Raw genomic sequence first — 13,638 nt, 5'->3', positions numbered from 1 at the left:
CTCCGCCCCGCCGGGCCCTTCCCCTTGGCCGCGGTTCCCTCTGGACGCGGTGCCGGGCCCACCCTCCCCCCCCGTGGGCCCGGCACCGTCCCTTCCCGGCACCGTCCCTTCCCGGCACCGTCCCTTCCCGGGTCCGGGGTTCCCCGGGTCCGGGGTTCCCCGGGTCTGAGGTTTCCCGGGTCCGAGGCCGTCGTCGAATCCGGCCCATCCCGGGCCCTGTGGCCCCTTGTCCCGCGGAGGCTTCCCCCCCGGCCCTCCCCGGGCTTCCACCTCTCCGGCTCCCCGGTCCCTCCGGCTCCCCGGTACTTCTCTCCCCCCACTGGCAACCACCGTCTCCTAGAACACTTGGGACATCCGTGATCACTCGTAGAGCACTGATCGGTGCGGGATCCGCCGCCGTCGGCCTGGCCGTCCTGCCCACCAGCCCCGTCCTCGCGGGCTCCGGCACCACACCCTGGAGCACCCTCGCGGGCAAGCTCCAGGGCCGTCTGGTGCTGCCCGCCGACTCCGCGTACGCCGTGGCCAAGCAACTGGAGCTCGGCCAGTTCGACGCCGTCAACCCGCGGGCCGTCGCCTACTGCGTCAGCTCCGCCGACGTCTCCGCGGCCCTGTGTTTCGCCCAGAACCAGGGCCTGCCGTCCGCCGTCCGCAGCGGCGGCCACAGCTTCGCGGGCTACTCGACCACGCCCGGCCTGATCATCGACGTCTCGCGGCTGAACGCGGTCACCGTGGGCAACGGCACGGTCGACATCGGCCCCGGCGCCAAGAACGTCGAGATACTCAACGCCCTCGCCCCGCACGGCCTGGTGGTCAGCGAGGGGGGCTGCCCCACCGTGTCGGCCGGCGGTTTCCTCCAGGGCGGCGGCTTCGGCTTCCTGACCCGCCCGCTGGGCATGGCCTGCGACGCGGTCACCTCGGCCGAGGTGGTCCTCGCCGACGGCCGGGTGGTCACCGCGTCGCCGACCAGCCACTCCGACCTGTTCTGGGCGATCCGCGGCGGCGGTGGCGGCAACTTCGGCGTCGTCACCCGCTTCACGGTCACCCCGCACGAGGGCGACCAGATGGCGATCAGCAACCTGATCTTCCCGTACGACCGTGCCGCCGACGTGCTGCACGGGGTCGGACAGTGGCTGGTCGACGCGCCCCGCACCATCGGCGGCGGCGCCTACCTCGTGCAGGCCGACGCCGCGCCCGGCACCGTACCGGCGCTCAACGTCTTCCTCGCCTCCCGCGGCACCCCGGCCGAACTCGCCTCGGAGTCCGCGCGGCTGCTGGCGCTCACCGGCGCGGTGACGGCCCGCCAGGACGCGGTCATGACGTACCAGCAGGTCATGATGATGATCTTCGGCTGCGGCACCCTGACCGAGGACCAGTGCCAGCGCGCCGGGAAGTCCCCGAACGGCGTGCTGACCCGGCCCGCCTTCGGCCTGGAGCGGACCCGGCTGGGCCGCGCGCCGTACGCGCAGAGCGACTGGGCGGACGTGCTGACGGCCTTCGACGCCGACCGCAGGGCCGGCCAGGCCCGCTACCTCGACCTCCACTTCTTCGGCGGGGCGGCCAACGACCCGGCCCGCACCGACACGGCGTACGTGCACCGCGACTCGCTCTTCTCCGTCAACTACCGGGTCCTCATCAACGACCCGGCGCAGGTGACCGCGGAGGCCAGGAGCGTCGCCACGGGCTGGGTCGACCACGGGTTCGCCACCATCGACCCGCTGTCGAACGGCGAGACGTACCAGAACTGGATGGACGCGGAGCTGACGGACTGGCGGCAGTCGTACTACGCCGAGAACTACGCCCGGCTGTCGGTCGTGAAGGCCAAGTACGACCCGCACCGGTACTTCAGGTTCGCCCAGGGCATCGGGGCCTGAGGCGTCCGGCGTTCCGCCGCCTCTGTGACCCCGGTGATCCCGGTGATCCCGGTGATCCCGGTGATCCCGGCGATCCCGGTGCCCCTTGTGGCCCCTGTGCATCGCCGACCGTGAGGGGTCTCCGACCGTGAGGGGTCCCCGACCGTGAGGGGCCGCCGGACCGGTGTCCGGCGGCCCGCTCGCTCGACGGTCCGTTTGCTCGAGGGTCCGTTCGACCGAGGTCCCCGCTCCGTCGCCCCGTCAGGGACGGCGGCCGTACCAGCCCACCAGCCTGTCGATTCCGGGAGCGTCCTCGTGCACCTCCACCACCGGTCCGAACGGCACCTGGCCGCCGCGGGGTTCCGCGGGCACGGCCCGGTGCATGGAGGCCAGCGGCGCGGCGAGCATCTCCGGGTCCCAGTCGGGGGTCTGGCCGGTGGCCTTGGCCAGGTCCCAGGCGTGCAGTACGAACTCGTTGGTGTAGATCACCGAGGCGACCGCACCGGGGACCGGGCCCCAGGGCAGACCGATCTGGCGGCCAAGCACGGCGGGGTCCCGCCAGACGGCGTCGAACTCCCGCATCGCCGCCGCCCAGGCCTTGGCCCAGTCACCGTCGGCGACGTCCTCGGCGAAGTGCGGAACGCTCATGAAGGAGCCGCCGGCGCCGAGGACGGCGACCCGACGCAGTACCGACACCACGTGGTTGGCCATGTCGCGGACCGTGTAGTCGGGACACGGGGTGACGGTGTCGTACTGCTCGGGGCGGAGTGCGGCGAGTGTGCGTCCGGTCAGGTCGACGGCCTTGAACAGGCCGCCGCGGGGGTCGGCGGACGGGGCGGCGGCGGGTGCGGCGGGGTTCGCGGTCTCAGCCATGTCGTGAGTCGTGTCGTGAGTCATGTGTTCATCGTCGATGCCAAACAGGTCATCTTGTGGCCTATTACCGAAGCCGTATCCGATGGTGCCGAAAATGTATGGAGTGGCTCAAAACAGCTTAAAAACCCGCGGGTTCACCATGCCGGGGACGGCCGACCGTGGCCGAAGCGGCTCGTCGGTGGTGAAGGGGGCTCGCGCGGCGGTGGTGAAGGGCGGCCTGTCGGTGGTGGAGGGGGTGCGTCGTGAAGGCTGACCGTCTGGTGGCGACCCTGCTGCTGCTTCAGGCACGCGGCCGGGTGACCGTGCGCGAGGTGGCCGAGGAGCTGGAGGTGTCCGAACGCACCGCGCGCCGCGACCTGGAGGCGCTCACCACCGCCGGCGTCCCCGTCTACTCGCAGCGCGGCAGGGGCGGCGGATGGAGCCTGGTCGGCGGCGCCCGCACCGATCTGACCGGCTTCACCTCGCGTGAGATCGGGGCGCTGTTCCTGGCCGCGGGTCCGTTGGCGGCCTCTCCCGAACTGCGGGCCGCGCTACGCAAGTTGATGCGTGCGGTGCCCGCGCCCATGCGACCGCATGCCGAGGCCGCCTCCAAGGCCATTCTCGTCGACGGCCTCGACTGGTCACGCACGGCGGGCAGCAGCGGACCCCACCGGCACGCCCTGGAAAGGGCGGTGCTCGACGGCCGACAGGTCCGGTTGGGCTACGCGCACGCCGACCGGGCCCCGACGGAGGGCGACTTGGGCGAGGGCGGCCTGGACGAACGCGGCTTGAGTGAGGGCGACCCGGACGAACGCGGCTTGGGCGAACGCGGCTTGAGTGAGGGCGACCTGGACGAACGCGGCTTGGGCGAACGCGGCTTGAGTGAGGGCGACCTGGACGAACGCGGCTTGGGCGAAAGCGGCTTGGGCGAACGCGGTTCGGGTGGAAGCGGTTCGGACGATGGGTGGTCGGGCGATCGGTGGTCGGGTGAGCGGGTGGCCGGCGAGCGGGGGGCCGGCCGGCGGACGGTGGATCCGCTGGGGCTGGTGTCCAAGGCCGGTCGCTGGTACCTGGTGGCGGGGACCGGAGAGGGACTGCGCACCTTCCGGCTCAGCCGGGTCACCTCCGTGGAGCCGACCGGCGCGCCGGTGCGGCGTCCGGAGGGGTTCGAACTCGCCTCCGCGTGGCGGGAGCTGGCGTCCGAGGTGGAGCAACGGCTGTCCGCGGCGAGCGTACGGGCCCATGCCGACGCGGATGCCCTGCCGGTGCTGCGGCGACTGCTCGGCGGCCGGCTCCGTACGGGCGAGGTCCAGCCCGACGGCCGGGTCGCCTTCATCGCCGACGGCCCCTCGGTGGAGGTGCTGGCCGCGCAGCTCGCGGGCCTCGGCGCCCGGATCGAGGTGCTCGAGCCTCCCGAGGCGCGCGAGTCGCTCGTACGTCTCGGCCGGTCGCTCACCGCGGTGTACGGCGGGTGCGACGGGTGCCATGACCATCGCAGGGATAGTCACTTTCCTATAGGTACCTACTATGTTGAGGATGCTAGCGTCCCGGTCATGGCTGCGACCGGCTGAGACCCGCTGAGAACCGGCTGCGACTGACTGCCTTATCGGCTGACTGACTGACTGACTGACCGATGACCACTGACCACGGATCAACGCACACGCACTAGGGAGCTGTTTCATGATTGTCGTCACCGGAGCCACCGGAAACGTCGGGCGTCCGCTGATCGAGGCGCTGGCCGAGGCGGGGGAGCAGGTCGTCGCGGTCTCGCGCCGCCCGTTGCCCTCTCCGGCGGAAAACGTCCGGCACGCGCAGGCCGACCTCGGGAACGCGCGGAGCATGCGGCCGGTCCTGGAAGGCGCCGACGCCTTCTTCATCCTGCTGGCCGGCGAACTGCTCGGCCACGGGGAGGCCGCCACCGAGCTGTTGACGGCGGCCGAGGACGCCGGGGTCAAGCGGGTCGTGCTGCTGTCCTCGCAGATCAACGCCACCCGTCCCGGCGTCGCCTCGCACGGCAGGCTGCGCGAGTTCGAGGAGGCCGTGCGCGGTTCCGGCCTGGACTTCACCATCCTGCGCGCCGGCGGTTTCGCCTCCAACGCCTTCGCGTGGGCGGAGTCGGTCCGCGCCGACCGTACGGTCTTCGCCCCCTTCGGCGACGTGGCGCTGCCGGTCGTCGACCCGCTGGACATCGCCGCGGTCGCCGCGGTGGTGCTGCGCGAAGACGGGCACGCCGGCCGTACGTACGAGCTGACCGGTCCCGAAGCGATCACTCCGCGCCTGCAGGCCGAGGTGATCGCGGAGGCGATCGGCGAAGAGGTGACCTTCGTGGAACTGACCCGCGAGGCCGCCCATGCCCACATGGCGCAGTTCATGCCCGAGGACGTCATCCCCGGCACCCTGGACATCCTCGGCGAACCGCTCCCCGCCGAACAGCGGGTCAGCCCCGACGTGGAGAAGGTTCTGTCCCGGCCCGCCACGCCCTTCTCCGGCTGGGTCGCCCGAAGCCTCCCGGCCTTCAAGTAACCCACCGGCGGCTCACGCCGCCTGCCCCTCTTCCTCCTCTTCCCCGTCTTCCCCCTCTTCTCCTCTCTTCCTTTCGTCGCGTTCCTCCTGTGTCTGTCTCCCTCTCTCCTCCCCCGTACCGCCGCCGGATGCCCGCTGCGATTCATCCCCCGCGGCAGCAGGCATCCGGCGGTCCATGTCCGACGGCGGTTCAGGAAACGACGGCGGCGTGGCCGTGACGAACGACGGCGGCGTGGCGGCCACGAACGACGGCGGCCCCGCGGGTCCAGGACCCGCGGGGCCGCCGCACGTCACCCGGAGGGGTCACGCGGCGAAACGGTCGGCCAGTTCCTTGGCCTTGATGGCGGCGTCGTCGAGTGCCTTGGTGCGGGAGGCCTCGAAGAGCGGGACCAGCTCGGACATCGCAGGGTTGTGCGGAGCCATCGTGAGCTCCGGGACGATGAAGTCGAGCTCGAGGCCCAGGCTGTCGCGCAGGATGGCCTCGAGGTAGTTCTGCACGTACTCGAAGCCCTCGCGAGGGGTGCCCGGCGCGTAAGAACCGCCACGGCTGGCGATGACCGTGACCGGGGTGCCCTTGACCTTCGAGTCCTCGGTCATGGCGGTGCGGCCCACGAGGAGCACGTTGTCCAGCCACGCCTTGAGGGTCGACGGGATCGTGTAGTTGTACATCGGCGCGCCGATCAGGACCGCGTCCGCCTGCTCCAGTTCCTCGATGAACTTCACGCGCTCGGCGAAGGCGGCGGCCTGCTCCGGGGTGTGCGCGTCCGCCGGGACGAAACCGGCGGTGTGGGCGTCGGCCGTGATGTGCGGAGCCGGGTTGGCGGCGAGGTCGCGGTAGATCACGGTGCCCTGCGGGTGCTGCTCCTCCCAGGCCTTGCGGAAGGCGTCGCTCACCGTGCGCGAGGTGGAGGCGGAGCCCGGGAATACGGACGAGTCGATGTGGAGGAGGGTGGCCATGGGGGATCTCCAAAGGGTGCGACGGATCGAGCCCGACGGGACGGATCCCGGTGGCTTCTTTTTCGTACTCGACTAGTGATAACACAGCTACTTACTTTTTTTCATCCCCCAAAGAGAACGCAGTACTCTTGAGCCATGCCAGAGCTGGGAGCACACGACGTGGGGCCGTGCCAGAAGGTCGACGACGGCATGGCCCGGGTCTTCCAGCTGTTCGGAAAGCGCTGGACGGGCCTGATCGTGGCCGTGCTGCTGCCGCACCCCGTGCACTTCGCCGACCTGCGCCGAGCGATCCCCGGCATCAGCGAACGGATGCTCTCCGACCGCCTCACGGAACTCGCCGCGGCGGGACTCGTCGTGCGCGAGGTCGACGAAGGCCCTCCGCTGCGGGTCTCGTACGGCCTGACGGAGGCCGGCGCCGCGCTGGAGCCCGCGCTGCTGGAACTGGGGAGCTGGGCGGAGAAGCACCTGCCGGGGAGCCCGCAGTGCCCCTCCGAGCTCAGGAAGTGAGCCGACCGGAGGGGACCGGGAGGAGTTCGGGAGCGGCCCGCGAGGGGGGCCGGGGGGACCGATAGACGGCTCCCGCACGGGGCGGCCGTCCACCGGCGTGGAGTTCTCCACAGGGTCTGACGCGTTTCGGCCACCGGCTGTACGGTCATCACGAGTTGATGTTCGTGTGTGCGGGGGAGGCGGTCGCCATGACCGAGCTGGGTACAAGGGCCGAGGCGCTGCAGGCGCCCAGGGTTTCCGGAGTCTTCGCGGTACCGGGGTTCGCGGGCTGGCCCGTGCAGGGCTCGCCCAAGGAGAAGGGCAAGGCCCTCCGCGCCCGGGTGCCGCGCGCCGCGCACGCCGAGCTGACCCCCGACGCCGACCGGCCGGACGTCGTGGCCGTGGTCGAGGAGTCCAACCACGGCAGGATCCCCGAGCTCACGCCGATACGGGTCGGCAGAATGGCCGCCACCCCCTTCGCCTTCCTGCGCGGTTCGGCCGGCCTGATGGCGTACGACCTCGCGCGCACCCCCATGACCGGTATCGACGCCCAGATCTGCGGTGACGCCCACGCAGCGAACTTCGGCCTGTACGGCGACGCGCGCGGCGGCCTGGTCATCGATCTGAACGACTTCGACGAGACGGTGCGCGGCCCCTGGGAGTGGGACCTCAAGCGCCTCGCCGCCTCTCTCGTGCTCGCGGGCCGGGAGGCGGGTGCCGACGAGGACACCTGCCGCAAGGCGGCCAACGACGCGGTCGGCGCCTACCGGCGCACGATGCGTCTGCTCGCCAAGCTCCCGGTGCTGGACGCGTGGAACGCCATCGCGGACGAGGAGCTCGTCTCCCACACCGACGCCCATGACCTGCTCGGCACCCTGGAGCGGGTCTCGGAGAAGGCGCGGGCCAACACCAGCGGGCGGTTCGCGGCCAGATCGACGGCATCGGTCGAGGGCGGCGGCCGGCGCTTCGTCGACGCGGCGCCGGTGCTGCGCCGCGTGCCCGACGCGGAGGCGGCAGCGGTCGCGGCCTCGCTGGAGCAGTACCTGACGACGGTCTCGGAGGACCGCCTCCCCCTCCTCGCCCGGTACGCGGTGCACGACGTCGCCTTCCGCATCGTCGGCACCGGCAGCGTCGGCATGCGTTCGTACGTCGTGCTGCTCCTGGACCACCGCGGCGAGCCCCTCGTCCTCCAGGTGAAGGAGGCCCGCGCCTCGGCGCTGCTGCCCCACCTGGCGACGGCCGGTCACGCCGTACCCGACGTGTCGCACGAGGGCCGCCGCGTCGTCCTCGGTCAGAAGCGCATGCAGGTCGTCAGCGACATTCTGCTCGGCTGGACCACGGTCGAGGGCCGGGCCTTCCAGGTGCGCCAGTTCCGCAACCGCAAGGGCAGCGTCGACCCCGCCGCCCTCGCCGTCGACCAGGTCGACGACTACGCCCGGATGACCGGTGCGCTCCTCGCCCGCGCTCACTCGCACAGCGCCGACCCCCGCCTCGTCGCCGGCTACTGCGGAAAGAACGAGGAACTCGACGAGGCCGTCGCCGCGTTCGCCGTGGCCTACGCGGACCGCACGGAGGCGGACCACGCGGCCCTGGTGACGGCGGTCCGGGAAGGGCGGATCGCGGCGGAACCGGGGGTCTGAGAAGGGAAGCGGACCCGGAGATTCTCAGGGCGCCGGGGTGTGACCGGGGGAGCGCGAGGCCTCAGCCGGTGGTTCCGGGTGAGCCCGGCGGGGCGTGGCCTACGCTGGGCGGGTGACGACCCCGGAAGCCGAGCACAACCAGTCCGACCGCATCGAGGCCGATGATGCCCGGCCCCAGGATGCTGGGGATCCCCAGTCCGCCGCCCCGGCCTCGCCCACGGCGGCCGCAGACGCGGCACCCGAGAACGGGACCACCCAGCACACGGGCGCCGAGAGCCTGAGCGCCGGGAGCGAGGGCGCCGCGCAGGTGGGCGCCGAGGGCGTGAGCCAGGAGAGTGCGGACGTGCAGAGTGCGGGCGGGCCGAGCATGGCCTCCGACGGTTCCGGCTCCGAGGGCGACGCACCACAGGGTGAGGCGCGGCCCGAGGCGCGTCTCGAACGGGCGGTGCGGGCGGCCGAACAGGCACTGATCGAGTTCGAGATCGCCGTGGAGACCTTCCGCGTCGAGGTCGAGAACTTCTCGCGGCTGCACCACCAGAAGCTCGGCCCGATGTACTCCCGGCTCGACGAGCTGGACGCGCAGATCGCCGAGGCACAGGCCGCGCGCACCGGCGACCCGGAGGACATACGCAAGGCGGACGAGGCGCGGGCGCGGGTCATGCCGATGCCTGGGGTCGAGGAGCTGTTCCACGGCTGGATGGACTCGGAGGGACTGTTCCCGGAGGCCCTGGCCATGCTGACGGACCAGCCCGTGCGGCCCCCGCAGCGGGTCCGCCCCAGCGACGAGGCCCGCAAGCTCTACCGCGAGCTGGCCCGCAAGGCCCACCCCGACCTGGCCCAGGACGAGGACGAGCGCAGGCGGCGCGACGAGTTCATCTCCCGGGTCAACGCCGCGTACGCCCGGGGCGACGAGGCACTGCTGCGGGAGCTCTCCGAGGAGTGGGCGGCGGGTCCGGTGCCCAAGGAGTGGAAGCCGAGCCGCAGCGAGGAGCTGTACGCCCGTCTCGAGTGGCTCTCGGAACGCAAGGAGATGCTCACCCTGGTCGCCCACGAACTGGAGGAGAGCGCCATCGGCGCCATGCTCAAGCTCGCCCCGGAGGACCCCGACCGGCTCCTGGACGAGATCGCCGAGCAGCTGCTGGCCCAGGTCGGCGAGCGCGAGACGGAGCTGGCCCGACTGGTCGGCTAGGACCTGGCCCGTCGGCCTGCCCGGTCGGGTAGCGTCTGAGGCATGCAATTTGGATCTGGTGTGCCCACGGTCGAGATCGCGGATCTCGCGGACGGAGACTTCCTGCTGGACGTCCGGGAGGACGACGAGTGGGAGGCGGGCCACGCCGAAGGGGCGCTGCACATCCCCATGAGCGACTTCGTCGCGCGCTACGGCGAGTTGACCGAGGCGGCGCCGCAGGACGGCAGGGTCAACGTGATCTGCCGTTCCGGCGGCCGTTCCGCGCAGGTCGCGATGTATCTGGTCCAGCAGGGCATCGACGCCGTGAACGTCGACGGCGGCATGCAGGTCTGGGCCGCCTCCGGCCGCCCGGTGGTGGACGACAAGGGCGCCGCCGGCTTCGTGCTCTAGTGCCGCCGCGCCGATTCGGGTGCGGGGTCGGGTCCGGACTCGGGTGTGTGTTCGCTCACCCCAGGGGATGGGCCGCGAGGAGATCGCCCAGCGCCTCCTCGTGAGCGGCCGCCGGTCCGAGCGACAGCTCCAGGTGCTTGGCCCAGGCGTGATAGCGGTGCAGCGGAGAGTCGGTGTCCGCACCGAACCCCCCGTGCAGATGCTGAGCTGTCTGCACGACCCGCCGTACCCCCTCCGACGCCCAGATCTTGGCGACGGCCACGTCCCCGGCCACCGGGAGGGCCCCGCCCGCCCCCGCACCGACGGCTCCCGCACCGACACCTCCCGCACCGACACCTCCCGTACCGGAAGCTCTCGTGCTGATCCGCCACGCGGCCTGCCAGAGTGTCGCCTCCATCGCGCGCAGGTCGATATAGCGGTCGGCGGCCTGCACGGCGACGGCCTGGAACGTGGCGACCGGAAACCCGAACTGCTCGCGTTTGCCGGTGTACGCGCTCGTCATTTCGAGGACCCGCTCACCGAGCCCGAGCGCCAGCGCACAGGTCCCGGTGGTCAGCAGCTCCCGCAACCGCTCCCACGCCCCCTCCGCGTCGATGACCTGCCGGGCGGCCAGCCGCGCGGACTCCAGACGCAGCTCGCCGAGGCGCTCCCCGGACGTGGAGATCTGCTCGCCGAGCACGGTTCCCTCGTGCTCCCGGGGCACCAGCGCGAGAACGGTCCGGCCGTCGTCCGTGTGCGCGGGTACGACGATGTGGTCGGCTCCGTGTGCCCACGCGACCGCCGTCTGCACCCCGTCCAGGACCCACACGTCACCGTCCTGCCGGGCGGACACGGCGCGCTCGGCCGGTTCGTGACCGGTACGGCCGTTCGCCGCGACGGTCAGCACGACCTCACCCCGGCCCGCCCGCGCGAGCAGCTCGGCCTTCGTCTCCTCGCCGCCGTACTCCTGCACGGTGACCGCGGCCGCGGTGCTCTCCAGCAGCGGCACTCGCGCGAGCACCTTCGCGGACTCGCGCAGGACCAGGCACAGGGCGATCGCGTCCAGGCCCGCTCCGCCGTACGCGGGGTCCAGCAGCAGGCTCAGCAGGTCCGCGTCGGCGAGCTTCGCCCACAGCGCCCGGTCGAAGTCGTCGGCGACGGCACCCGCGGTGAGCGCGGGGCTCGGCACCCCGTCCGGCGCGACCCCGCCGAACACCGCCCCTGACGCCTCGACCGCCGCCTGTTGTTCCTCGGTGAAGGTGAAGTCCACGGTCCTGTCCTTCCACGCGCCGACCCACCGACCGGGCGGCTCACCCGGTACCGGACAGGGCACCCGATCTGACGGAGCGTCAAGATAGAACAGGTTCTACGAGAAGGGAACGGTCACCCCGCTTCCGGCTACCGGTCGAAGTCCAACTCCACGCTCTCCGTGGCCGGATGCGACTGACAGGCCAGCACGTATCCCGCCTCCGTCTCCTCCGGTTCCAGCGCGAAGTTGCGGTCCATCCGCACCTCGCCCGAGACCAGGAAGGCACGGCAGGTCCCACACACCCCGCCCTTGCAGGCGTAGGGGGCGTCCGGCCGGTTGCGCAGCACCGCGTCCAGGAGCGATTCGCCGTCCTGGACGGCCCAGGTCCCTCCACGGCCGTCGAGCCGCGCCGTCACCGTGCTGTGCGCGGGGGCCGGTACGCCGGGAGTCTTCTCGGCTCCGCCGTCCACGTGGAAGATCTCCTCGTGGATCCGGGCCCGTCCCACACCCAGTCCGCGCAGGGCGCGCTCGGCTCCCTGCACCAGCCCGAAGGGCCCGCACAGGAACCATCCCGCCACCCGGTCCACGGGCAGCAGCGCGGGAAGCAGCTGCGCCAGGCGCTCCTGGTCCAGCCGCCCGGACGGCAGCCCCGCCTGCTGTTCCTCCCGGGAGAGCACCGTGACCAGCTGGAACCGCTGCGGAAAGCGGTCCTTGAGGTCGGCGACCTCCTCCAGGAACATCGTGGACGCGGACGTCCGGTCGCTGCGTATCAGGCAGAAGCGGGCCTCGGGCTCCCGCGTCAGCAGCGTCGTGACGATCGACAGCAATGGTGTGATCCCGCTGCCGCCGACCACGGCCGCGTACAGCCCGGCCGCCGGTTCCAGCGTGAAGCGTCCCGCCGGTGTCATCACCTCGACCTCGTCGCCGACGGCGATCTCCTTGAGCGCGTACGTCGAGAACGCTCCGCCGTCGACCAGGCGCACCCCGACCCGCAGGGTGAGCGGGCCCTCGTCACCCGGGGCGGGCGCCGGAGAGCAGATGGAGTAGGTGCGCCGTGTCTCCGTGCCGTCGACCGTGCGCCGCAGCGCGAGGTGCTGACCCGCAGCGTGCCGGTATTCCGCGCGCAGCGCGGGCGGCACCGCGAAGGTCAGGGCCACCGAGTCGTCGGTGAGCCGGTCGACCGCGGCCACCGGGAGCGGGTGGAAGCGGGCCATCACAACTCCTTGAAGTGGTCGAACGGTTCACGGCAGGACAGACAGCGCCGCAGTGCCTTGCAGGCGGTGGACGAGAAACGGCTGAGCAGCTCGGTGTCGCTCGATCCGCAGTGCGGACAGCACACGGGCTCGTAGGCGTCCTGGGCCGCCGTCCGTGTGATCGTGCGTGTCGGTCCCAGTCCGACCGCCACCGGACCCGTCCCCCGCCCGCCGCGCGGCGGCGCTATCCCGAACTCCCGCAGCTTGCGGCGTCCTTCGTCCGAGATGTCGTCCGTCGACCAGGCCGGGCTGAGCACCGTCCGTACGGACACCTCCCGCACTCCGTGCTCGTGCAGTACGCGCTCGATGTCCGTGGTCATCGCCTCGACAGCCGGACAGCCGGTGTACGTCGGGGTCAGCTCGACGTCGACGGCGCCCTCGCCACGGACGTGCACGGCGCGCAGTACGCCCAGGTCCTCCAGCGTGAGCACGGGAAGCTCCGGGTCGGGAACGGACCCGGCCAGTCTGCGCAGTTCCTCCTCCAGGGCGGTGGCCGTCGTCACCATGACGCCCCCGGGTGGCTGCGGTGCAGATGCTGCATCTCGGCGAGCATCCGCCCGAAGGACTCGGTGTGCAGTCCCTGGCGTCCCGCCCCCGCGGCCCACGCTCCGGACTGCGGGCCTTCGGGGATCTCCAGCGTCGCGCGACGCAGGACGGCGGTGACGGACTCCAGCCAACCGGCCCTCATCGCGTCCCAGTCGACGTCCACGCCCTCGACCGGCTGGAACATCTCTCCCGTGAACCGCCACAGAGCCTCGCACGCCTGTCGCATCCGCTCATGGCTGACGTCCGTGCCGTCGCCGAGCCGCAGGGTCCACTGCTCGGCGTGGTCCTGGTGGTAGGCGACCTCCTTGACGGCCTTCGCCGCGAGCGGGGCGAAGGCGCCGTCCCCGGCGGCCAGTTGCGCGTACAGGAGGCGCTGGTAGGTGGAGAAGTACAGCTGACGGGCGATGGTGTGCGCGAAGTCGCCATTGGGCTGTTCGACGAGCTGGAGGTTGCGGAAGGCGCGCTCCTCGCGCAGATACGCCAGCTCGTCCTCGTCGCCGGCCATGGACAGCAGCACCCTGGCCTGGCCGAGCAGGTCCAACGCGATGTTGGCCAGGGCCACCTCCTCCTCGAGGACGGGTGCGTGGCCGGCCCACTCCCCCAGGCGGTGCGAGAGCACCAGGGCGTCGTCGCCGAGGGCGAGGGCCGCGGCGGTCGCCGTCCCGGACGCGGCGGGCGCCCTGGACGGCTCCGTCGTGGACGCCTCGGCCATGGGCGGGTGGGG

General features: G+C 72.0%; 15 protein-coding genes and 1 pseudogene. 9 read left to right on the top strand and 7 right to left on the bottom strand.

Going from position 1 to position 13,638, the window contains the following annotated elements; translation table 11 throughout:
* Positions 1-356 precede the first annotated feature (356 nt).
* Positions 357-1,871 (top strand): FAD-binding oxidoreductase, encoded by a 1,515-nt coding sequence (locus OG199_RS21225; RefSeq protein WP_405830795.1) that lies wholly within the window; start codon positions 357-359, stop codon positions 1,869-1,871.
* 240 nt (positions 1,872-2,111) lie between these two features.
* Here the strand turns inward: OG199_RS21225 and OG199_RS21220 are convergent, their stop codons facing one another.
* Positions 2,112-2,723 carry a TIGR03086 family metal-binding protein gene (locus OG199_RS21220; protein WP_405830793.1) on the bottom strand — a complete coding sequence of 204 codons (612 nt, stop codon included), beginning with the start codon at positions 2,721-2,723 and terminating at the stop codon, positions 2,112-2,114.
* A 103-nt stretch (positions 2,724-2,826) separates the two neighbouring features.
* Between OG199_RS21220 and OG199_RS21215 the strand changes: the two genes are divergently transcribed.
* Positions 2,827-2,976, top strand: coding sequence for a hypothetical protein (locus tag OG199_RS21215; RefSeq protein ID WP_356809135.1), 150 nt, complete (start codon positions 2,827-2,829; stop codon positions 2,974-2,976).
* Positions 2,966-3,121: pseudogene (locus OG199_RS21210) on the top strand (HTH domain-containing protein); the annotation flags it as partial. The gene OG199_RS21215 and the pseudogene OG199_RS21210, both read left to right, overlap by 11 nt.
* Positions 3,122-3,343: 222 nt before the next feature.
* On the opposite strand, the gene OG199_RS21205 reads toward OG199_RS21210, so the two are convergent.
* Entirely contained in the window at positions 3,344-3,664 is a 321-nt protein-coding gene (locus OG199_RS21205; protein ID WP_405834624.1) for a pentapeptide repeat-containing protein, read from the bottom strand.
* A 33-nt stretch (positions 3,665-3,697) separates the two neighbouring features.
* Between OG199_RS21205 and OG199_RS21200 the strand changes: the two genes are divergently transcribed.
* Together OG199_RS21200 and OG199_RS21195 are read left to right on the top strand one after the other, a co-directional pair.
* Positions 3,698-4,273 (top strand): helix-turn-helix transcriptional regulator, encoded by a 576-nt coding sequence (locus OG199_RS21200; protein WP_405834622.1) that lies wholly within the window; start codon positions 3,698-3,700, stop codon positions 4,271-4,273.
* A gap of 109 nt (positions 4,274-4,382) precedes the next feature.
* Positions 4,383-5,225, top strand: coding sequence for an NAD(P)H-binding protein (locus tag OG199_RS21195; RefSeq protein ID WP_401806516.1), 843 nt, complete (start codon positions 4,383-4,385; stop codon positions 5,223-5,225).
* A 303-nt stretch (positions 5,226-5,528) separates the two neighbouring features.
* On the opposite strand, the gene OG199_RS21190 is transcribed toward OG199_RS21195, so the two are convergent.
* Entirely contained in the window at positions 5,529-6,182 is a 654-nt protein-coding gene (locus tag OG199_RS21190) for an NAD(P)H-dependent oxidoreductase (protein ID WP_356810011.1), read from the bottom strand.
* A 135-nt stretch (positions 6,183-6,317) separates the two neighbouring features.
* Between OG199_RS21190 and OG199_RS21185 the strand changes: the two genes are divergently transcribed.
* The 4 genes from OG199_RS21185 (at position 6,318) to OG199_RS21170 (ending at position 9,887) form a co-directional block, all read left to right on the top strand.
* Positions 6,318-6,689, top strand: a complete 372-nt coding sequence (locus OG199_RS21185; RefSeq protein WP_385086174.1) for a winged helix-turn-helix transcriptional regulator — start codon at positions 6,318-6,320, stop codon at positions 6,687-6,689.
* Between the two features lie 188 nt (positions 6,690-6,877).
* The gene (locus OG199_RS21180; protein WP_405830789.1) at positions 6,878-8,308 is read left to right on the top strand and encodes a DUF2252 domain-containing protein; all 1,431 of its coding nucleotides are present in this window, start codon (positions 6,878-6,880) and stop codon (positions 8,306-8,308) included.
* Between the two features lie 367 nt (positions 8,309-8,675).
* Positions 8,676-9,497 (top strand): hypothetical protein, encoded by an 822-nt coding sequence (locus OG199_RS21175; protein WP_405834620.1) that lies wholly within the window; start codon positions 8,676-8,678, stop codon positions 9,495-9,497.
* A gap of 60 nt (positions 9,498-9,557) precedes the next feature.
* Entirely contained in the window at positions 9,558-9,887 is a 330-nt protein-coding gene (locus OG199_RS21170; protein ID WP_356800587.1) for a rhodanese-like domain-containing protein, read from the top strand.
* Between the two features lie 55 nt (positions 9,888-9,942).
* Here OG199_RS21170 and OG199_RS21165 read toward each other — a convergent pair whose 3' ends face one another.
* From OG199_RS21165 to paaC, 4 genes are all read right to left on the bottom strand, one after another.
* Positions 9,943-11,136, bottom strand: coding sequence for an acyl-CoA dehydrogenase family protein (locus tag OG199_RS21165; RefSeq protein WP_405830787.1), 1,194 nt, complete (start codon positions 11,134-11,136; stop codon positions 9,943-9,945).
* Positions 11,137-11,264: 128 nt separating this feature from the next.
* Entirely contained in the window at positions 11,265-12,329 is a 1,065-nt protein-coding gene (locus tag OG199_RS21160; protein WP_356800580.1) for a 2Fe-2S iron-sulfur cluster-binding protein, read from the bottom strand.
* Positions 12,329-12,871, bottom strand: a complete 543-nt coding sequence (gene paaD / locus OG199_RS21155) for a 1,2-phenylacetyl-CoA epoxidase subunit PaaD (RefSeq protein ID WP_405834617.1) — start codon at positions 12,869-12,871, stop codon at positions 12,329-12,331. The genes OG199_RS21160 and paaD overlap by 1 nt, the downstream gene beginning before the upstream one ends.
* Positions 12,868-13,626 carry a 1,2-phenylacetyl-CoA epoxidase subunit PaaC gene (gene paaC, locus OG199_RS21150; protein WP_356800586.1) on the bottom strand — a complete coding sequence of 253 codons (759 nt, stop codon included), beginning with the start codon at positions 13,624-13,626 and terminating at the stop codon, positions 12,868-12,870. The genes paaD and paaC overlap by 4 nt, the downstream gene beginning before the upstream one ends.
* Between the last annotated feature and the right edge of the window lie 12 nt (positions 13,627-13,638).

Origin of the sequence: Streptomyces sp. NBC_01176 (assembly GCF_045039825.1) — a bacterium.
GTDB lineage: Bacteria > Actinomycetota > Actinomycetes > Streptomycetales > Streptomycetaceae > Streptomyces.
The sequence above is the reverse complement of the archived record's forward strand: the minus strand, read 5'-3'. Positions and strand labels throughout refer to the sequence as shown.